The following is a 19,555-nucleotide window of genomic DNA, read 5'->3' on the forward strand; positions in this document are numbered from 1 at the left end:
CCGTACGGACACGGGACCGGATCAGCCCATGAACTTCTTGAACTCGTCGGGGAGTTCGAAGTTCTGGCCCTCCTGGCCCGCCGGCATCCCGAAGGCACCGCCGGCCTGCTGCTCACGACGGGCGGCGTCGGCCTTCTCCTGCTCGGCGCGCTTGAGCGGGTTGCCGCTCTGGCGCTTGCCCTTGGCCTTCTTCTGCTGCTTCTTCTGACGGGCGCCACCGCCCAGGCCCGGCATGCCGGGCATGCCGCCCTGGGCCATCCGCGACATCATCTTGCGGGCCTCGAAGAACCGCTCCACCAGGCTCTTCACGGCGCTGACGTCGACACCGGAACCGCGGGCGATGCGGGCGCGGCGGGAGCCGTTGATGATCGTGGGGTCGTGGCGCTCGCCCGGGGTCATCGACTTGATGATCGCGGCCGTGCGGTCCACGTCGCGCTCGTCGAGGTTGTTGATCTGGTCCTTGATCTGGCCCATGCCCGGGAGCATGCCGAGCAGCTTGGAGATCGAGCCCATCTTGCGGACCTGCTCCATCTGCTGGAGGAAGTCGTCGAGGGTGAACTCCTTGGGACCCTTGGCCAGCTTCTCGGCCATCTTCTGGGCCTCGGCCTGGCTGAAGGTCTGCTCGGCCTTCTCGATCAGGCTGAGGACGTCACCCATGCCCAGGATGCGCGAGGCCATCCGGTCGGGGTGGAAGGCGTCGAAGTCGTCCAGCTTCTCGCCGTTGGAGGCGAACATGATCTGGCGGCCGGTGACGTGCGCGATGGAGAGCGCGGCACCACCGCGGGCGTCGCCGTCGAGCTTGGAGAGCACGACGCCGTCGAAGCCGACGCCGTCGCGGAAGGCCTCGGCGGTGTTCACCGCGTCCTGCCCGATCATGGCGTCGACGACGAAGAGGATCTCGTCGGGCCGCACGGCGTCGCGGATGTCCGCGGCCTGCTGCATCATCTCGGCGTCGATGCCGAGGCGGCCGGCGGTGTCGACGACCACGACGTCGTACTGCTTGCTGCGGGCGTGCTCGAGGGAGTCCTTGGCGACCTGGACCGGGTCGCCCACGCCGTTGCCGGGCTCCGGCGCGAAGACCGCGACGCCCGCCCGCTCCGCGACGACCTGGAGCTGGTTGACGGCGTTGGGGCGCTGGAGGTCGGCGGCGACCAGCAGCGGGGCGTGGCCCTGGCTCGCCAGCCAGCGGCCGAGCTTGCCCGCCAGGGTCGTCTTACCGGCACCCTGCAGACCGGCGAGCATGATGACGGTCGGCGGCTGCTTGGCGAAACGCAGCCGGCGGGTCTCACCGCCGAGGATGCCGATCAGCTCGTCGTTGACGATCTTGATGACCTGCTGGGCGGGATTGAGGGCCTGGGACACCTCGGCCCCGCTCGCCCGCTCCTTGACCTGCTTGATGAAGGCACGGACCACCGGCAGCGCGACATCCGCCTCCAGCAGCGCGATACGGATCTCGCGCGCCGTGGCGTCGATGTCCGCCTCGGAGAGGCGGCCCTTGCCCCGGAGGTTCTTGAACGTCGCTGCGAGGCGGTCGGAAAGGGTGTCGAACACGTCGGTCGCGGATCCTCAGGTCGGGGGCGGGTGATAGGTCGTCCTCAAGGGTATCCGCCCGGCCCGCGAATGGTCTCCACCGCGTCAGCGCAGGGCCCGCTCCACCTGGTCGGCGACCTCGGCCGCGCGTACGTCGGGGAGCGGAGCACCGGCGGTGTCGGTGACGTAGAACGCGTCCACCGCGTTGGCGCCGAGCGTACTGATGCGGGCGGACCTGACGTTCACGCCGGTGGACTCCAGGGCCCGGCCGATGCGGTGCAGCAGCCCCGGGGCGTCGTGGGCGCGGACCTCGATGACGGTGGCGGCGGTGGAGCTGCCGGGGGCGACGGTGACCCGGGGCGGCGGGGACGTGACCCCGCGGCGGCGGGGATGGGCGGACTCGCGCTCCGCCAGCCGGGACTCGATGTCGAAGGAGCCCGAGAAGGCCCGGGCGAAGTCGTTGCGCAGCCGTGCCGCCTCGGGCAGCGAGCCGTACTGGGCGGCCACCCGCCAGCGCAGGAGGGTCACCGGGCCGTCGCCGATGGGGTCGACCGTGCGCAGGTCGGCGGCGCGGACGGTGAGCCGGTGCAGGGCGAGCACACCCGCCGCCGCGGCGAGCAGCCCGGGGCGGTCGGGAACGGCGAGCAGCAGCTCCACGCCGACGGGCTCGGGTTCGCCGTCCGCGGTCCGCGGGGCGGTCCCGTCGGGGTCGGGTTCGGCGTGGGCGCGCAGCGCGATGACCGGGCCCCCGGTGCGGGCCGCCTCGACGGCCAGGCGCTCCTCCTCGGCGGTGGGCTCGCGGTCGGCCGGCTCGGGCACCGCCCCGCTCGCCAGGACGGCGGCGACCCGCTTGACCAGGTCGCCGACGAGCGAGGACCGCCACGCACTCCAGGCCGCGGGGCCGGTGGCCAGGGCGTCCGCCTCGGTCAGCGCGTGCAGCAGCTCCAGCGTCTCGGAGTCGCGGACGGCGTCGGCCACGCTCTGCACGGTGGCGGGGTCGTCCAGGTCCCGCCGGGTCGCGGTCTCGATGAGCAGCAGGTGGTGGCGGACGAGCAGGGCCAGCGTCTCCACGTCGGTCCGGCCGAAGCCGAAGCGGGCCGCGACGTCGCGGGCGATGACCTCGCCGGCCTCGGAGTGGTCACCGGGCCAGCCCTTGCCGATGTCGTGCAGCAGGGCGGCGATGAGCAGGAGGTCGGGACGGCCGACCCGGCGGGTCAGGCGCGAGGCGCGCACCGCGCACTCGATGAGGTGCCGGTCGACGGTCCAGATGTGCACGGCGTTGCGCTGCGGGCGGCAGCGGACCCGCTCCCAGTCGGGGAGCAGCCGGGTGATCATGCCCTCGGCCTCCAGTGCCTCCCACACCGGCACCGTGGACTCCCCCGCGCCCAGCAGTGTGACGAGCTGTTCGCGGGCCTCGGCGGGCCACGGCACCGGCAGCGGCCGGGTCGCCTGGGCCACGCCCAGCCGGCGGACCGCGTGCAGCGACAGCGGTACGCCGTGCTCGGCCGCCGCCGCGGCGGCACGCAGCGGCAGCACCGGGTCGCGCTCGGGCCTGGCCGTGAGCGCGAGGACGGCCTCGCCCTCGTGCTCCACGACGCCCTCGGCGAGCGGGGTGCGCTCGGGCGCGTTCCCCTGCTCGGGACGGGAGCGGCCGAGCAGCCCGCGCCTGCGGGGCCGCGACTGGCGGGAGCGCAGGACCCGGCCGACCTCGCGCCAGGTGACGTCGAAGGCGTAGCCGACGGTCCGGGCGGCCTCGTACACCTGGCGCAGCAGCGCGTCGGCGTCCAGCAGGCCGAGTGCGCCGGCCACCTGGTCCTGCTCCTGAAGGGCGAGCCGGTCGGTGGCGCGGCCGGTCACCAGGTGGAGGGCGTCCCGGGCGTCGAGCAGCCGGGTGCGGGCGTCCTCCAGGCCTTCGCGGGGCGCGTCGGCGAGCCAGGAGGCGGCGACGGCGCGCAGGGCGGTGGCGTCGCGCAGTCCGCCGCGGGCCTCCTTGAGGTCGGGCTCCAGCAGGTACGAGAGCTCGCCGTGGCGTTCGGCGCGTTCCAGGCACAGTTCGTGGAGCGCGGGGAGCCGCTTGGGGGCCTGGTTGCGCCAGTCGGCGAGGACGGCGGTGCGCAGGGACGCGGTGAGGGCGGTGTCCCCCGCGATGTGGCGGGCGTCGAGGAGGCCGAGCTGGACCTTGAGGTCCTCGGCGGCGGTCTTGCGGGCCTCGGCCGGGGTGCGGACGGAGTGGTCGAGGGCGACGCCCAGGTCCCAGACCGGGTACCAGATCCCGTCGGCGAGGCCGGCGACGTCCGCGGGCCCGGCGGAGCCGTCGTGGAGCAGCAGCAGGTCGAGATCGCTGCGCGGGGAGAGCTCGCCCCTGCCGTAGCCGCCGACGGCGACCAGTGACCAGCCCCTGGTCCCGGTCCGGTCGGCCGCGCCGCGCGCGAGGTCGGCGAGCCATGTGTCGGTGAGGGCGGCCAGCGCCCTGCGCCGCGGCGGCCCGGACGGGCCCTCGCCGCTCAGGAGGGCCAGCCGGGCCGCCGCATAGCCTGCAGGGGCGTGTCCGTCGTGGGCTTTCGCGTCGACGTTCTCCGTCACACTGTCTCCAGTCGCAGGCCGTGCGGTGGAACTTCTCGGGTTCGGTGGTGCGAAGGGGCGCGGCCGGAGTCCCGGCCGCGCCCCCGCGTCCTCAGAGTGCGTCCGGGCCGCGCTCCCCGGTCCGGACCCGTACGGCGGTCTCGACCGGGATGCTCCAGACCTTGCCGTCACCGATCTTGCCGGTACGGGCCGCCTTGACGACGACGTCGATCAGCTGGTCGGCGTCGCTGTCCTCGACCAGCACCTCGATGCGGATCTTGGGCACGAGGTCGACGGTGTACTCGGCACCGCGGTACACCTCGGTGTGGCCCCGCTGGCGGCCGTAGCCACTGGCCTCGGTGACCGTCAGGCCCTGGACGCCGAAGGCCTGCAGGGCCTCCTTGATCTCGTCCAGCCGGTGCGGCTTCACGACCGCGGTGATGAGCTTCACGCGTCCACCTTCTTCGACGGGGCGTCGGTCACCTGGGTGCCGGTGCCACTGCTGCTGTCCAGGGAGGAGAGGGCGGAGCGGACCGCGCCGGCCACGCCCGCGAAGTCGTAGCCGGTCTCCGCGTGCTCGGCCTGGTCGATGCCCGCGACCTCGGTGTCCTCGCTGACGGTGAATCCGATCACCAGGTCGATGAGCTTGGCAAGGATCGCCGACGCGACCAGCGAGTAGGCCAGGACCACGCCGACGCCGAGGAACTGCTTCCACAGCTGGTCGAAGCCGCCGCCGTAGAAGACGCCCTTGGCGGTCTGGCCGACCCCGCCGGTGGCGAAGAAGCCGATGAGCAGCGAGCCGATGATGCCGCCGACCATGTGGACGCCGACCACGTCGAGGGAGTCGTCGAAGCCGAACCGGTACTTCAGGCCGACCGCGGCGGCGCAGGCCACACCGGCGATGACACCGACGGCGATGGCGCCGAGCGGGCTGACCGAGCCGCACGCCGGGGTGATGGCGACCAGGCCGGCGACGGCACCGGATGCGGCGCCCAGGGTGGTGAAGGAGCCGTGCTTGATCTTCTCGTAGGCGAGCCAGCCGAGCATCGCGGAGGCGGTGGCGACCTGGGTGTTGGTGAAGGCCACGGCCGCGACACCGTCGGAGGCGAGCCAGGAGCCGGCGTTGAAGCCGAACCAGCCGAACCACAGCAGACCGGCGCCGAGCATGACCAGCGGCAGGTTGTGCGGCCGGAACGGGTCCTTCTTGAAGCCCACGCGCTTGCGGATGACGAGGATCACGCCGAGCGCCGCGGCACCGGCGTTGATGTGCACCGCCGTACCACCGGCGAAGTCGATCACGCCGCGGGTGAAGAGGAAGCCGTCGGACGCCCAGACCATGTGGGCGACCGGGAAGTACACGACCGTCGCCCACAGGGCCACGAAGAGCGACCAGGCGGTGAACTTCACCCGGTCCGCCAGGGCACCGCTGATCAGGGCGGGCGTGATGATCGCGAACATCAGCTGGAAGACGGCGAAGACGTAGACCGGGATGGTGTAGCCGTCCCACAGCTGGGCGATCCCGATGTTGCGCATGCCGGCCCACTCGAAGCCGCCGAAGAAGGCGTTCCCGGAGTCGAACGCGACGCTGAAGCCGTAGAGCGTCCACAGCACCGTGACGATGCCGATGGCGATGAAGCTCATCATCAGCATGTTCAGGACGCTCTTGACCCGGACCATGCCGCCGTAGAAGAAGGCCAGACCGGGGGTCATCACGAGCACCAGTGCCGCGCTCAGCAGCATGAACGCCGTGCTACCGCTGTCGAGCGTGGGCGTGTCTGCGGCAAGCGTCAAAAAGCCTGCTGCCATCGGCGTCTCCTCGTCATCCGAACGGCCCGTGCGGGATGCGGGCTCGGTGGGCCGGTTTTCGCCATGAGGTTGTCCCAGCCGGGTTTCCGTCGACGCCATCGGGTGTTTCGTCACCGTGACGAAGAAGTCGTCCGTGTTACGTCGCGATGAACCGCCGCCCCAGCGGGCGCCGCCATGACGACGCCGTCATGACTCCGCGACCCCTCGGGTGGGCCGACGAGCTGTATACGTGCCGCGCGGGCCGGGGTGTACAAACCTCGCCACGCCGTCGATGGGACGTGCCGGTGAACGAGGACCGGCCGCGGCGAGCCACCCGATTGACCTGGCATGGGGGAGCCGAGTCGGGCTGTCGGGATGGCCGGCCGCGGCCGGGGTACGGGGCGGACCGCCGGATCAGGCGGTCTCGGCGACCTCGGGGAGGTCGGCGGCGAGGCGCTCGCTGAGCTGGGCGACCTCGGCGACCGTGCCGTAGTCGCGCAGGGCGCTGTCGGCGGTCTTGCGGATGCGGGTGTTCACCCGCTCGGAGCGCACGTGCTTGGCGACGTCGATCGCCTGGACGGTGAGCCCTGCGGCCTCCTCCGGGCTGCGCTGCAGCAGATGCACGGTGGCCATGCCGATCAGGTTGAGGGCGTAGGCGCGCTGGTGGACGCTGTCCTGCGCGAACAGGTCGACGGCCCGCTGCATCACCGGGTGGGCCAGCGAGGCGTACGTGGGGCTGCGGCCGGCCACGTATGCCAGGTCACGGTAGGAGTGGGCGTTCTCGGCGTTGAGCTCGGCCTCGTTGAAGAAGCTGATCCAGTCCGGGTCCTCGGCGGGCCGGGAGTCGGTGTAGGAGTCCTCCGCCATCCGCACGGCGCGGTGGCACTTGCTGACCTGACCCATGTTGGCGTAGGCGCGGGCCTCCATCGCGTACAGCATCGCCTGGGTGGTGGCGCTCGCGCTGTCCCTGCTGCCGTACTGCGCCAGGTGGATGAGTTCCAGTGCGTCGTCGGGGCGGTCCAGGTGGATCATCTGGCGGCTCATGCTGGACAGGACGAAGGCGCCCAGCGGGCGGTCGTCGGCCTCCTTGGCCGCGTGCAGGGCCAGGACCAGGTACTTCTGCGCGGTGGGGTGCAGGCCGACGTCGTACGACATCCAGCCGGCGAGCGCCGCGAGCTCGGCGGTGACGCGGTAGAGCCGCTTGGCGACGGACTGCGGATGGGACTCCTGGAGCAGGTCGGTGACCTCGTGCAGCTGGCCCACCACCGCCTTGCGGCGCAGGCCGCCGCCGCACTGGTTGTCCCACTGCCGGAACATCACCGTGGTGGCTTCCAGCAGCTCCAGTTCGGGCTCGGAGAGCCGGGCCCTGGCACGGGAGTCGCGCGGCGGCGGGACGTCGGCGCCGGACGCGGGGGTGGGCACCAGCCAGCGCTGCATCGGCTCGACGAGGGCGGGGCCGGCGGCCAGCGCCAGGGAGGTCCCGAGGAAGCCGCGGCGGCCGAGCATCAGGTCGCTGCGGGAGAACTCGTTGATCATCTGGACCGTCTGCGGCCCCGCCCACGGCAGGTCCACTCCGGTCGAGGCGGGCGGCTGGTGGGCGGGACGCAGCCCCAGGTCCTCCACCGGGACGACGGTGCCGAAGCGCTCGGAGAACAGCTCGGACAGGATGCGCGGGATCGGTTCCCGCGGCTGCTCACCGTCCAGCCAGCGGCGCACCCGCGAGGTGTCCGTGCTGACGTGCAGCGCCCCCATCTGGCGCGCTCTGCGGTTCACCTGACGGGCGAGTTCGCCCTTGGACCAGCCACTGCGCACAAACCAAGAGGTCAACTGCGCGTTGGGCTGCTTGTCCTGTGTGCCGCCCACCGTGACGCCCCCATTCCGTCGCCCAACACCTCCGGGGATGCGGGCCGTTGCCTGCCTGGCCCCCATGTGCCTCAGTGTCCTACGAGTCTTGCCTCCGGCATACCCGCCGGCCCGCACACTTCCGGGGCTTGCAAACCGAAAGTAATCCTACGATCACCCATCCGGCGATGCCTCCAGCGAAAACGCCACCATTCGCCACCCCTTCGAATGAACTACATGTGCACGCGGAGCGATTCACTTGACACATGCCGATCAGGCACGGGCGTAACCATCGGCAACTGCGACCCGTTGGGGGTGTCATGGGCTTCACGATCGGCAGCATGCGGGAGATGCGACACATCCGCTCCGGCGCGCGCCGCCGGACGCACGCCTCGGCGTGCACCACCGTGGCGGAGTACACCGGGTTGTGCGGATGGGCGGTGGCGCCGGGTGCGCGCGCCACGCGCGGAGGCGGGCAGTGCTCCTGCGGTGACCCGGGGTGCGAGGCGCCGGGCGCCCACGCACTGGAGTTCGCCGGCGAGGTGCCGGCCGGGGCGACCCTCGAGGAGGCCGTGGCCGCCTGGGAGCGCGTGCCGGGCGCGGCGCTGATGCTTCCCGTGGGGCGCACCTTCGACGTGATCGACGTGGCGGAACGATCCGGCGTGCGCGCTCTGGTGCGCCTGGAGCGGATGGGGCTGCGTCTCGGCCCGGTCGTCGCCACCCCGGACGGCCGGGCGCAGTTCTTCGTCGCGCCGGGTGCCGCCGCCGAGCTCCCGCATCTGCTGTACCGCATGGGCTGGGACGACGCCGACCTCGACCTGCGCTGCCTCGGGCCGGGCGACCATGTGACCGCTCCCCCCTCCGACCTCGGCGGCCTCGGCCCGGTCCGCTGGCTGCGGCCGCCGGCGCTGGACGCCGCCCGCCAGCCCCCGGAGGCCCGGCTGCTGCTCGGCACGCTGGCGTACGTCTGCCACCGGGACCGCGCCCACGCGTGAGCAACGGACAAGGGGCGCACTCCCGGGAGTGCGCCCCTTGTCCGTCTCTCCGCTCGTCCGCTTGTCCGCGGATGCCGCCGGCTACGAGCCGATCAGCGCGTCCACGAAGGCCTCGGGCTCGAACGGCGCGAGGTCGTCCGCCCCCTCGCCCAGGCCGATCAGCTTGACCGGGACGCCCAGCTCGCGCTGGACGGCGACGACGATGCCGCCCTTGGCGGTGCCGTCGAGCTTGGTCAGCACGATGCCGGTGATGTCGACGACCTCGGCGAAGACCCGGGCCTGCACCAGGCCGTTCTGGCCTGTCGTGGCGTCCAGGACGAGCAGGACCTCGTCCACCGGGCCGTGCTTCTCCACGACGCGCTTGACCTTGCCGAGCTCGTCCATCAGGCCGGTCTTGGTGTGCAGCCGGCCGGCGGTGTCGATGAGCACGACGTCCGCGCCCTCGGCGATGCCCTCCTTGACCGCGTCGAAGGCGACCGACGCCGGGTCGCCGCCCTCGGGCCCTCGTACGGTGCGGGCGCCGACCCGCTCGCCCCAGGTCTGCAGCTGGTCCGCGGCCGCGGCGCGGAAGGTGTCGGCGGCACCCAGCACGACGCTGCGGCCGTCGGCCACCAGGACCCGGGCAAGCTTGCCGGTGGTGGTGGTCTTGCCGGTGCCGTTGACGCCGACGACCATCAGCACGGCCGGCTGGTCGGCACCGTCCGCGTTCGGCAGCCCGTCCGTGTGGAGCGTGCGGTCCAGGTCCGTGCGGACCAGGGTCAGCAGTTCCTCGCGCAGCAGCTGCCGCAGGTCCGCGGGGCTGCGGGTGCCGAGCACCTTCACCCGGGTGCGCAGCCGCTCCACCAGCTCCTGGGTGGGGGCGACACCGACGTCCGCGGTGAGCAGGGTGTCCTCGACCTCCTCCCAGGTGTCCTCGTCGAGGTGCTCGCGCGAGAGCAGGGTGAGCAGCCCCTTGCCGAGCGCGTTCTGCGAGCGCGAGAGGCGGGAGCGCAGCCGCACCAGGCGGCCGGCGGTGGGCTCGGGCCGCTCGATCTCGGGGGCGGCCGGGCGCTCCTCGACGAGGACGCCGCCTGCGGAGGCGTCTTCCGACTCGGGGAGCTCGACCTCTTCGATGGTCCGGCGGGGTTCGTCCCGCGGGGCCTCGGCCTCGTCGCCGATGTGCGGTTCGGCGGGAGGCGCGGTGATCGTCGGCTGCTCGGTGGGCGGCGCGGGGGGCAGCTGCTTCCTGCGGCGGCTGCCCACCACCAGCCCGCCGGCCGCCAGGATCACGACCAGGGCGATGACTACGGCAAGAATGACGGTTTCCATAACCCGTCCAGTATCGGTCACGCGGCCCGCCCTCCCGGGAGCCACCCGGCGGGCGTCCGCGACTCTGTTCATCTGACGGTTCGTCAGCTAACGTCGGCGCATGCCCGCCACTGTCGTACGTTTCAACCTCGTCGACCCCGCGGCCTCGCCCGGGGCGCTGAGCCACCGCTACCGGGCGGCCCTGGAAATGGCCGCGTACGCCGACGAGCACGGCATCGCCACCCTCCAGACCGAGGAGCACCACGGCTCCCCCGACGGCTGGCTGCCCTCGCCCCTCACCTTCGCGGGGGCCGTCCTCGGCGCGACGCGCAGGATCGCGGTCACCGTCTCCGCCCTGATCGGGCCGCTGTACGACCCGCTGCGGCTGGCGGAGGACCTCGCGGTGCTCGACCACGTCGGCGGCGGACGGCTGGTCACCGTCGCCGGCATCGGCTACCGCCCCGAGGAGTACGCGGCCCTCGGGGTCGACTGGCACCGGCGCGGCGCCCTCCAGGACGAACTGCTGGACACGCTCCTGAAGGCCTGGACCGGTGAGCCCTTCGCCTTCCGCGGCCGGACCGTCCGGGTCACACCCCGCCCCCACAGCTCCCCGCACCCGCTGCTGATCGTCGGCGGCAGCTCGCGCGCCGCGGCGCGGCGGGCGGCGCGGTTCGGACTGCCGTTCTTCCCCAGCGCCCACCTGCCGGAGCTGGAGACCTACTACCGGGAGCAGCTCGCCGAGCACGGCACGGAGGGCTGGTGTCTGATGCCCCCGCCCCAGGTGCCGCTGCTCCACCTGTCCGAGGACCCCGACCGCACCTGGACCGAGTACGGGCGGCACCTGTTCCACGAGGCGGCCACCTACGCCTCGTGGCAGTCCGCCGGCATCCGCTCGGCGGTGCGCTCCACGGCGGCCTCCCCGGAGGAACTGCGCCGAGAGGGCGTCTACCGCGTGGTCACCCCCGACGAGTGCGTCGCCTTCGCGGAGGCGGGCACCGACCCGGCCGCCGCCCTCGTGCTGCACCCGCTGTGCGGGGGGATGCCGGTCGAGGAGGGCTGGCGGAGCCTGCGCCTGTTCGCGGAGCAGGTGCTGCCCCGGCTGAAGGACTGACCGGGCCCGGCCGGGCCGGTCAGGACGTGAGGCGCTGGCTGATGACCTTCGACACACCGTCGCCCTGCATGGACACGCCGTACAGCGCGTCGGCGACCTCCATGGTCCGCTTCTGGTGGGTGATGACGATCAGCTGGGAGCTCTCCTGCAGCTCCCGCATGATGCCGATGAGCCGCTGCAGGTTGGTGTCGTCCAGCGCGGCCTCCACCTCGTCCATCACGTAGAACGGGCTCGGCCGGGCCTTGAAGATCGACACCAGCAGTGCCACCGCGGTCAGCGAGCGCTCGCCGCCCGACAGCAGCGACAGCCGCTTGACCTTCTTGCCCGGCGGGCGGGCCTCCACCTCCACACCGGTGGTGAGCATGTTCTCGGGGTCGGTCAGGATCAGCCGGCCGTCGCCGCCGGGGAAGAGCCGGGAGAACACGCCCTCGAACTCCCGCGCGGTGTCGTGGTAGGCGGAGGTGAAGACCTGCTCGACCCGCTCGTCGACCTCCTTGACCACCTGGAGCAGGTCGGCCCGGGTCTTCCTCAGGTCCTCCAGCTGCTCCGAGAGGAACTTGTGCCGCTCCTCCAGCGCCGCGAACTCCTCCAGCGCCAGCGGGTTGACCTTGCCCAACTGCTGGTACGCCTTCTCCGCCACCTTCAGCCGCTTCTCCTGCTCGCCCCGGTGGTAGGGGCGCGGCCTGTTCCGCGGGTGCTCCGGGTCCTCCGGCAGCTCCTCGCCCTCGGCGGGCGGGGACGGCGGCACGAGCTGGTCCGGTCCGTACTCCGCGACCAGGCCCGCGGGCTCGACGCCGTACTCCTCCAGCGCCTTGCTCTCCAGTTGCTCGGTCCTCAGCCTCTTCTCCGCGCCCAGCACCTCACCCTTGTGGACGGAGTCGGTCAGCCGGTCCAGTTCGGACTTCAGCTCCCGGCCCCGGCGGCGCGCGGTGTCCAGCTCCGCCTCGCGCTCGGCCTTGGCCCGCTCGGCCGCTCCCCGCTCCTCGTCCGCGCGCCCCAGCGAGACCTGGACGTACGCCAGCAGGCCCTGCGCGCCCTTCAGCACCGCGGTGGCGACCTGCGCCTCGTACTCCAGACGTGCCTTGCGGCGGGCGGCCCGCGCCCTGGCCTCGCGCTCGGCGCGGGCGGCGCGGTCCAGGCCGTCGGCGCGGCCGGCCAGGCCCTTGACCCGCTCCTCGTGGGTACGGACCTGGAGCCGCGCCTCCATCTCCGTCTGGCGGGCGTTGGCGCCGTCGGCGGCGAGCCGGTCGCGCACGGAAGTGTCCGGCTCCTCGTCGGCGGGGGCGGCCTCCGCCTCGCTCAGCCGGAAGGAGAGCTCCTCGAACTCCTCTATCGCGGCGGCCAGCGACTCCTCGGCGCGGCCCACCGCGGCGGCAGAACGTTCCGCTTCCCCCGCAGCGGCACGTGCCTGCCCTCCCAGCCGGCCCAGCTGCTGGGCCACGGCCGACTTCTCCTTCTCCGCGGCCCGGCGACGCTGCGTCAGCTCGTCGACCACCCGGGCGGCGGCCGCCCTGCGTTCCCTGGCCGCGGCCTGCTCCTCCGCGAGCGCCTCACAGCGCCCGGCCAAAGCCTCCAGCTCCGCGGCGGCCTCGTCGACGGCGGCCTGGACCTCCAGCAGGCTGGGGGCCCCGGCCGAGCCGCCGTGGGCGAAGTGGGCGCCGAGGACGTCGCCTTCCGCGGTCACCGCGGTCAGCCGCGGGTGGGCGGCGACCAGTGACTCGGCGTCGGCGAGGCTCTCCACGACGACGTAGTCCCGCAGCAGACGGCGCACGGCCGGAAGCAGTTCATCGGGACCGCCGACGAGCGCGGCCGCCGCACGCACACCCGCGGGCACCTCGGCGGCCTCCGGCGGGACGGCGTCACCGGCGACGAGCAGCGCGGCGCGGCCCGCGTCGTCCTTGCGCAGCAGCCGCAGCGCCTCGGCGGCTGCTGACGGGCCGGAGACGGCCACGGCGTCGGCGGCGGCGCCCAGCGCGGCGGCCACCGGCACCTCGTGGCCCGGGGCGACGGTGAGGAGTTCAGCGGCGGGACCGAGCAGCCCGGACAGGCGGTCGCCCGCGGCGAGCAGGGCACCGGTGCCGTCCTTGCGGCGCAGGCCGAGGGCGAGGGCGTCGTGACGCGCGGCAAGGGCGGCACGCCGGCGCTCGGCGGCGGTGGCGTCCTCGCGCGCGGCGGAGTGGGCCTCGTCGGCACGGCCCTGCTCGTCCTTGGCGGCCTCGAGGCGCTCGTCGAGCTCGGAGTCGTCCGCGTCCAGATCCTCGACCCGGGCGCGGAGTTCCTCGTACTCCTCCTGGGCGGACTCGGCGCGCTCGCGCGCCTCGTCGCGGGCGGCGGTCAGCCGGCCGATCTCGGCCTCGGCGGATCCGGCCTTGGAGCGGGCGGCGTTGACCTGACCCTGCAGACGGGCCAGGCCCTCGCGGCGGTCGGCGATGGCGCGCGCGGCGGCCTTGAGGGCCTTGTCCTCCTCCGCCAGGCGGCGTTCCAGTTCCGCGCGGTGGTCGACCGTGTCGTCCAGGGCGCGCTGGGCGGCCTCCAGTGCGTCCGTGAGTTCCGCCTCCTGCTCGCGGATGCGGGCGGCCTCGCGCTCCATCTCCTCCGGGTCGCGGCCGCGCCGTTCCTCCGCGGGCTGCGCGGTGGCATGCCGTACGCGCTGCTCGGCCAGGCCGATGGTGCCGCGGACCCGCTCGGCCAGCTGCGACAGCCCGTACCAGGTGGCACGGGCGTCGGCCAGCCGCGGGGCGAGCTCCCTGACCTGCTCCTCCAGCCGCGCCTCTCGTTGTACGGCGGCCGCGAGGTCCGTCTCGACGGCGTCGCGGCGCTCCTTGAGCGCCGCCTCGTCGGCGACCTCGGCGCGCAGCGCCTCCCGCAGGGTGACCAGGTCGTCGGCGAGCAGCCGCAGCCGGGCGTCGCGCAGGTCCGCCTGGATGACCACCGCCCGGCGCGCCACCTGTGCCTGCCGTCCCAGCGGCTTGAGCTGACGCCGCAGCTCACCGGTCAGGTCCTGGACGCGGGCCAGATTGGCCTGCATGGCGTCCAGCTTGCGCAGCGCCTTTTCCTTGCGCTTGCGGTGCTTGAGGACGCCGGCCGCCTCCTCGATGAAGGCGCGGCGGCCCATCGGATCTGCGTGCAGGACCGAATCCAGCTGCCCCTGGCCGACGATGACGTGCATTTCACGGCCGATACCGGAGTCGGAGAGCAGTTCCTGGATGTCCAGCAACCGGCAGGTGTCCCCGTTGATCTGGTATTCGCTGCCGCCATTGCGGAACATGATCCGCGTGATGGTGACCTCGGCGTATTCGATCGGGAGGGCACCGTCGCCGTTGTCGATCGTGAGCGACACCTCGGCACGGCCGAGCGGCGGCCGCCCCGTCGTGCCGGCGAAGATGACGTCCTCCATCTTCCCGCCGCGCAGCGACTTGGCGCCCTGTTCGCCCATGACCCAGGACAGCGCGTCCACGACATTGGACTTGCCGGAACCGTTCGGGCCGACGACGCAGGTGATTCCGGGTTCGAACCGCAGCGTCGTCGCCGAGGCGAATGACTTGAACCCGCGCAGGGTCAGGCTCTTGAGGTGCACGCCGTTGGACTCTACCTCCCGCTCTCGGTTTCACCGAGGAATGCGGGGGGCACATGCAATGCAAGGGCGGAGATCATGGGAGGGCAACGGGGCGGAAAACGACGAAGGGACGCCGGGGCGTCCCTTGCACATTCCCAAACGGAGTCGTTTCCACTTGATCGGCCGAAAGGCCGATCAGGCGAGAACCGGCTCCGCGTGAGGTACGTCGACGAGCTCGCGCGAGGCGGCGGCCAGCGTGTCGTTCTCGGCCTGGATCCGTACGAGTTCGGTTTCCAGGTCCTGGACACGCTGCTGCAGCCTTCGCATCTCGGCGAGGAGTCGAGGGTCGGGGCCGCCGACGTAACCGAGAAGCGCCTTTGCCATGATGGATGGTCCTCCACGCTGAGTGACCGACCGGGGAGCGGTGTGGGTCGTTTGTGAGGGGTTATAGGCACCCGCGCCGTGTGCGCCGAAGCTGCCCTTTGCCATGCCTACAGCTGCGGTGCGCGGGGCTTCCAGCGTCTCACCAAATGGTTGGACGGTCAACACGATCACAGCCCACTCGTCGGGTACGCCTAAGAAAACACGGCGCGAGAAAGGCGCCGCGGGCGTCCCGCGTGGCTGGAGGACGGGGCCGTCGATCACTCCCCGAAGATCACCGCGTCCTCGATGTCGGCAGCCTTGCACGCGGTGCGCGAAATGGCAACCTCCTTGTCGCTCTTGCCAGGTGAGATTGCCGGCGATCTGTGACCTCGCTCCTCACCTGCGAGGACGGCGCGGTGCGCCGGACGGTGGCTCAGCGGATCGCGAAGCCCTCGTAGCCACCGCGCGGCTCGCCCCAGATCTCGGTGACGCCGTCGACGCGTCCGGGCGTGTCGCCGGTCCGCAGCCAGTCGAGCAGCCGGTCGCAGTGCGACCGGTCGCCTTCGGCCACGATCTGCACGCGTCCGTCCGAGAGATTGCTCACATAGCCGTCGAGCCCGCCGATCTCCAGTGCGCTCACCCGCGTCCACCAGCGGAAACCCACTTGGTGTACTCGGCCTCGCACCCAGGCCGTGAGTCGGACAGCGTCGTTCATGGAAGCACGCTAACCCGCCAGTTGCACAGGGTTCACACCGGCCCCGCCTGTCTTTCGATACAGTCGCGCCGCAACAGAACTCACCCGTTCGGGTGAACACCGTCGACATAAAGGACTGCAGCGGATGGGCCGCCACAGCCGTACAGCCTCCGAGCCGGCGCCGTTCTCGGAGGCGCCGCGCCACCGCGGGCAGACCAGCAGGGCCCGGCGGCGCAAGCAGAACCCGGTGCGCACCGGGCTGCTGGCCTCGTCCGCCGCGCTGGCGGTCGGCGCGATCGGCGTCTCCAGCGGGCTGCTGCCCTCGCCGGACGGTTCCGGCGGGTTCGGGTACCACGATGACGCTCCCGGTCAGGTCCAGGCCGCCGGGCTGCCGAACACCGTGAGCCCGCAGGACGTCGGCGCCGTGCCCGCCGACCGTGACACCTCGGCTCCCGCCAGCCGCGGCGACGCCCGTACGACCGCGCCCCCCGCGGCCCCGTCGGCGCCCGCGACCTCGGCGACGCCGACCCCCTCCGCCCCCACCTCTGCCCCGGAGGAGAGCGCGGCCACTCCCGCCGCGCCGCAGCCCTCGGCGTCCTCCACGCCCACCGACGTCCCGTCCCCGCCCGCGGCCACCCTCGTGCCGGGCGGCGACGAGGAGGCGCAGGACGGCGACCAGAGCGTCGTCGAGACCTCCGTCCTGGCCCTGGTGAACACGGTCCGGGCCACCGCCGGCTGCCAGCCGCTGCACGCCGACAAGAAGCTCTCCGAGCTCGCCTCCGACTTCAGCGCCGACATGGCCGCCCGGGGCTTCTTCGACCACTCCGACCCCGACGGCGACGACCCCTGGGACCGCGCCGCCCAGGCCGGCGTCAAGAACCTCGGCGGCGAGAACATCGCCCGCGGCCAGGCCACGGCCGAGGAGGTCATGGACGCCTGGATGAACAGCGAGGGGCACCGCGCCAACATCCTCAATTGCGACTTCAAGAAGATCGGCGTCGGCGCAGTCCTCGGCGAGGGCGGCCCCTGGTGGACGCAGGACTTCGGCTACTGAGAAAGCCGCAGGTCAGATAGCTGTCAGACGGCTCGGGCCGTCTCCGGGCCGTCGTCGGTCGCAGGCTTGTAGCCGAATACGCGATCGACGGCGGCCCTCGTGCGTGTGTCGCTCGCAGGCATCAGGTGCGTGTACGTCCGGAGCGTGAAGCCGGGGTCGTGATGGCCGAGGTACTCGCTCAGGGCCTTGATGCTCTCCCCCGCGGCCAGGAGCACCGAAGCGTAGAAGTGCCGCAGCGCGTGCATGCCGTTCTCCCTCCCCGCGGAGACGCCGGCCGCGCGCAGGGCCGGACGCCAGACCCAATGGTTGAAGCGGTTCCGATCATCAAGGCACCCGGCGTCGCTCACGCTCCGCCGGGCGCGCGGCCCGCGTCCGGCCGCGCCCAGACAGGTAGGCCAGGGCATGAGGTCAGAACCGCGTTGGCTGGGGCGGGCGCCGACACGATCTTTAGCCACCTCCCCGGTCCGGGACCCGATGTCGAGCAAGACCAGGGGGCCGATCGGGCTTATTGCGGGCAGGCAGGAGCCAGCCCGATTCGCGGCCAGCGTAAGGCCCCCTGGCCATGCCCGACCCCAGCCCAGGCAGGCCACCGGCCAAAGATCGCGCCAACGCCCTCGCGGATGAGGAACCCGCCGATGCACTCGGAGGTCAGCCAGCCTTGGTTCGCATCCTGCGGCGCCGGCGTATGTCGCGGACCAACTGCCAGACCGTAGCGACCTGTAGCAGGGACGAGAAGGTGATCATCCACCCCGAGTCGTCGCCGGCCAAGTACGCCTGCAATGCGCCCGCCAGTAGCAAAGCGGAGACCGGCACGCCCAGTGCCGATATGGCCAAGTTAACGCGATCAGTCACCAGCGGATTGTCATGGACCAGTCGCCCACTTGTCGACCCTCTCCAAGGTGACAGGTTGATCAACACCGGCAACCCGGAAGCCGAGAGGGGTTACCCGGGGTACGTGCCACACGCGTGCCACGTACGTCGGTGCCGAGCGGGGAACCACGGGGAACCACCGTGGCAGAGTCGGTTTGCCGCAGGTCAGCGTCCGCCCAGGTGAGGCAGAGTCCGCAGCCTCAGTCTTCCAAACTGGCCACGCAAGAGCGGCCTCCGCCCCTCATACGAGAGCTGCAGTGACAATGGCGAAATGGCAAGGTGGCGACGAGAACCTGAGCAAGAACCGGACCGCAGACTCGACCCGTACCGGCGTGGTGCGGCTCGCGTCTTCTCCGGCGATGCGCCTGTGGCGTGGTTGATCACTCGCGTACAGACCTGGTGGGTCGAGGAGGGACCCTTCTGGCACAGGCGTCTGGTCCGCCCAGAAGAACGTCCCGAGTGGATGCTCACCTACGACGCCGGCGGGAGCGAGGACAGCGTCGTCACAACGGACGTCGACGTTGAGCTCCAGCAGTGGGACGCCGGGTGGTTCATGCTGCGCGGCGAGCCACTTCGCCTTGCGTGGCTGGATGGTTCCGAGGCAGACAGGGCCGCTCGAGACTACGGCTGGTGAAGAGAGACGCAGGAGCCAGGCCGGGCCGTCTCTGGGCCGTCCGAGGGCGCGCAACGACGACCAACGCCGACAACCGTTGACTACTCGATCGCAGGTCACAGCGTTGATCGTCACGGCGCGCCCAGGTCAGCAAGGCCCCGGATCACTTCTTCGGCTACTGAGGCAGTCACCGGCCGTCGGCGCCGCGTTGAACGGGGGCGGCTCCCCGGACGTAGAGATGGACGTGGCCGCAACCTGCCGGCCACGGATTCCGACTGGGTGGGTGCGCGCGGTGGAGGAACCGGTGGTGTCGGCGGTGAGGGGCGCGGTGCGCTTCCTCGGGTGCTCTGCCGGGGCGGCACTCGACGTGTACGGGGTCCTGTCCGGCCGCAAGCGGCGCTCCCCCGGCGCTACGGAGCGGTGAGTGCCGCCTCGATCGAGGAGCCGTGGCGCTCCAGCCAGGCCTCGCGGCGTTTGATCCGGTCGCCGACCCCCTCGTGCCACATGCGGGCCCAGCCGCCGCCCTCGGTCTCGGCCATGCGCTTCATGGAGAACCACGCGCGGCGGGTCCGGAGCACGGCGACCTCCAGCAGGCGGCCACGATCGGTGCCGGACATCCCGTACGCGTCGGCGAGCAGGCGGCAGCGGCGGGGGACGTCGACGTCGCGCAGGTGGGGGTCGGCGTCGGCGGGGTCGCCGATGGGGGCCCAGTAGAGCATCGCGTTGTGGATCTCCTCGACCCTCGGGACCGGCCTGGCCAGGTCGAAGTCGATGAGCGCGGCGGCCCGGCCGTCCCGGAAGACGATGTTGTCGGGCGTGAAGTCCATGTGCCCGATCACCTCGGCGGGATGGGCGGGCGCGGGAGGCGTGTCCGGGTGCGGGACGGGGCCGGAGGGGGCCCGGACGCCGTCGGGCGGGGTGAAGCCGGCGGCCGCGTCGTCGTAGACGCGGACCAGGCGGCCGACCGAGACGAGGCGGTCCTCGTCGGCGATCCAGGCGGGGCGGGGGCGTCCGGCGACCTCGCCGGTGACGTAGGTCAGCACCTCGCGGCCGGCCGCGTCGATACCGAGGAGGCGCGGGGCGCCGGGGAACCCGACATCCTCCAGGTGCCGGAGCAGGGCGTGCACCAGGGGACTGTGCTCGCCTGTCGGGCGGCGGACCGTGTCGCCGACGCGGACGACGCCCTCGGTCACGTCACCGCCGATCAGGGGGATCTCCGGTTGCGGCTCCGCGGTCTCGGCGTACGTGGCGGCGGGTGGGGAGGGTGGGCCGTCGAGAGGCATCCGCCCATTG

General features: G+C 72.4%; 14 protein-coding genes and 1 pseudogene. 4 read left to right on the forward strand and 11 right to left on the reverse strand.

What is annotated here, in order from left to right:
- Positions 1–21: 21 nt before the first annotated feature.
- The 5 genes from ffh to nsdA form a co-directional block, all read right to left on the reverse strand.
- Positions 22–1,551, reverse strand: a complete 1,530-nt coding sequence (ffh, locus tag OIE69_RS13630) for a signal recognition particle protein (RefSeq protein WP_326572240.1) — start codon at positions 1,549–1,551, stop codon at positions 22–24.
- 84 nt (positions 1,552–1,635) lie between these two features.
- On the reverse strand, positions 1,636–4,113 hold the full coding sequence (locus OIE69_RS13635) for a [protein-PII] uridylyltransferase (protein WP_326572241.1): 2,478 nt from the start codon (positions 4,111–4,113) through the stop codon (positions 1,636–1,638).
- A gap of 91 nt (positions 4,114–4,204) precedes the next feature.
- Entirely contained in the window at positions 4,205–4,543 is a 339-nt protein-coding gene (locus tag OIE69_RS13640; protein WP_326572242.1) for a P-II family nitrogen regulator, read from the reverse strand.
- On the reverse strand, positions 4,540–5,898 hold the full coding sequence (locus tag OIE69_RS13645; RefSeq protein WP_326572243.1) for an ammonium transporter: 1,359 nt from the start codon (positions 5,896–5,898) through the stop codon (positions 4,540–4,542). Before OIE69_RS13645 ends, OIE69_RS13640 begins: the two co-directional genes overlap by 4 nt.
- Positions 5,899–6,291: 393 nt before the next feature.
- Positions 6,292–7,806, reverse strand: a complete 1,515-nt coding sequence (nsdA, locus tag OIE69_RS13650; RefSeq protein WP_392567499.1) for a transcriptional repressor NsdA — start codon at positions 7,804–7,806, stop codon at positions 6,292–6,294.
- Positions 7,807–8,039: 233 nt separating this feature from the next.
- Here nsdA and OIE69_RS13655 point away from each other — a divergent pair, with 233 nt between their 5' ends.
- The gene (locus tag OIE69_RS13655; protein WP_326572245.1) at positions 8,040–8,714 is read left to right on the forward strand and encodes a bifunctional DNA primase/polymerase; all 675 of its coding nucleotides are present in this window, start codon (positions 8,040–8,042) and stop codon (positions 8,712–8,714) included.
- Positions 8,715–8,795: 81 nt separating this feature from the next.
- Here the strand turns inward: OIE69_RS13655 and ftsY are convergent, their stop codons facing one another.
- Positions 8,796–10,022 (reverse strand): signal recognition particle-docking protein FtsY, encoded by a 1,227-nt coding sequence (gene ftsY / locus OIE69_RS13660; protein ID WP_018562971.1) that lies wholly within the window; start codon positions 10,020–10,022, stop codon positions 8,796–8,798.
- A 100-nt stretch (positions 10,023–10,122) separates the two neighbouring features.
- Here ftsY and OIE69_RS13665 point away from each other — a divergent pair, with 100 nt between their 5' ends.
- Positions 10,123–11,112: an LLM class flavin-dependent oxidoreductase gene (locus OIE69_RS13665; RefSeq protein ID WP_326572246.1), complete on the forward strand. Its 990-nt coding sequence runs from the start codon at positions 10,123–10,125 to the stop codon at positions 11,110–11,112.
- Between the two features lie 19 nt (positions 11,113–11,131).
- Here OIE69_RS13665 and smc read toward each other — a convergent pair whose 3' ends face one another.
- The 3 genes from smc to OIE69_RS13680 form a co-directional block, all read right to left on the reverse strand.
- The gene (gene smc, locus OIE69_RS13670) at positions 11,132–14,689 is read right to left on the reverse strand and encodes a chromosome segregation protein SMC (RefSeq protein ID WP_326572247.1); all 3,558 of its coding nucleotides are present in this window, start codon (positions 14,687–14,689) and stop codon (positions 11,132–11,134) included.
- Positions 14,690–14,863: 174 nt separating this feature from the next.
- On the reverse strand, positions 14,864–15,052 hold the full coding sequence (locus OIE69_RS13675) for a hypothetical protein (RefSeq protein ID WP_018562974.1): 189 nt from the start codon (positions 15,050–15,052) through the stop codon (positions 14,864–14,866).
- 412 nt (positions 15,053–15,464) lie between these two features.
- Positions 15,465–15,746: an acylphosphatase gene (locus OIE69_RS13680; protein ID WP_326572248.1), complete on the reverse strand. Its 282-nt coding sequence runs from the start codon at positions 15,744–15,746 to the stop codon at positions 15,465–15,467.
- Positions 15,747–15,870: 124 nt separating this feature from the next.
- On the opposite strand from OIE69_RS13680, the gene OIE69_RS13685 reads away from it, so the two are divergent.
- Positions 15,871–16,779 carry a CAP domain-containing protein gene (locus OIE69_RS13685; RefSeq protein ID WP_326572249.1) on the forward strand — a complete coding sequence of 303 codons (909 nt, stop codon included), beginning with the start codon at positions 15,871–15,873 and terminating at the stop codon, positions 16,777–16,779.
- Positions 16,780–16,802: 23 nt separating this feature from the next.
- Here the strand turns inward: OIE69_RS13685 and OIE69_RS13690 are convergent.
- Positions 16,803–17,099, reverse strand: a pseudogene (locus OIE69_RS13690) (tyrosine-type recombinase/integrase); the annotation flags it as partial.
- Between the two features lie 1,013 nt (positions 17,100–18,112).
- Here OIE69_RS13690 and OIE69_RS13695 point away from each other — a divergent pair.
- Positions 18,113–18,283 (forward strand): hypothetical protein, encoded by a 171-nt coding sequence (locus OIE69_RS13695; protein WP_326572250.1) that lies wholly within the window; start codon positions 18,113–18,115, stop codon positions 18,281–18,283.
- Between the two features lie 389 nt (positions 18,284–18,672).
- Here OIE69_RS13695 and OIE69_RS13700 read toward each other — a convergent pair whose 3' ends face one another.
- Positions 18,673–19,545 (reverse strand): phosphotransferase, encoded by an 873-nt coding sequence (locus tag OIE69_RS13700; protein ID WP_326572251.1) that lies wholly within the window; start codon positions 19,543–19,545, stop codon positions 18,673–18,675.
- Positions 19,546–19,555: the final 10 nt, after the last annotated feature.

The sequence above is a fragment of the Actinacidiphila glaucinigra genome (assembly GCF_035918135.1).
GTDB classification, from domain to species: domain Bacteria; phylum Actinomycetota; class Actinomycetes; order Streptomycetales; family Streptomycetaceae; genus Actinacidiphila; species Actinacidiphila glaucinigra.

What these genes read in the sequence shown, in the direction of transcription:
- OIE69_RS13645 (WP_326572243.1), bottom strand. Translation starts at nt 5,898, where the DNA reads ATGGCAGCAGGCTTTTTGACGCTTGCCGCAGACACGCCCACGCTCGAC.
- OIE69_RS13655 (WP_326572245.1), top strand. Translation starts at nt 8,040, where the DNA reads ATGGGCTTCACGATCGGCAGCATGCGGGAGATGCGACACATCCGCTCC.
- OIE69_RS13665 (WP_326572246.1), top strand. Translation starts at nt 10,123, where the DNA reads ATGCCCGCCACTGTCGTACGTTTCAACCTCGTCGACCCCGCGGCCTCG.
- OIE69_RS13695 (WP_326572250.1), top strand. Translation starts at nt 18,113, where the DNA reads ATGCTCACCTACGACGCCGGCGGGAGCGAGGACAGCGTCGTCACAACG.
- OIE69_RS13680 (WP_326572248.1), bottom strand. Translation starts at nt 15,746, where the DNA reads ATGAACGACGCTGTCCGACTCACGGCCTGGGTGCGAGGCCGAGTACAC.
- OIE69_RS13675 (WP_018562974.1), bottom strand. Translation starts at nt 15,052, where the DNA reads ATGGCAAAGGCGCTTCTCGGTTACGTCGGCGGCCCCGACCCTCGACTC.
- ftsY (WP_018562971.1), bottom strand. Translation starts at nt 10,022, where the DNA reads ATGGAAACCGTCATTCTTGCCGTAGTCATCGCCCTGGTCGTGATCCTG.
- OIE69_RS13700 (WP_326572251.1), bottom strand. Translation starts at nt 19,545, where the DNA reads ATGCCTCTCGACGGCCCACCCTCCCCACCCGCCGCCACGTACGCCGAG.
- nsdA (WP_392567499.1), bottom strand. Translation starts at nt 7,806, where the DNA reads ATGGGGGCCAGGCAGGCAACGGCCCGCATCCCCGGAGGTGTTGGGCGA.
- OIE69_RS13685 (WP_326572249.1), top strand. Translation starts at nt 15,871, where the DNA reads ATGGGCCGCCACAGCCGTACAGCCTCCGAGCCGGCGCCGTTCTCGGAG.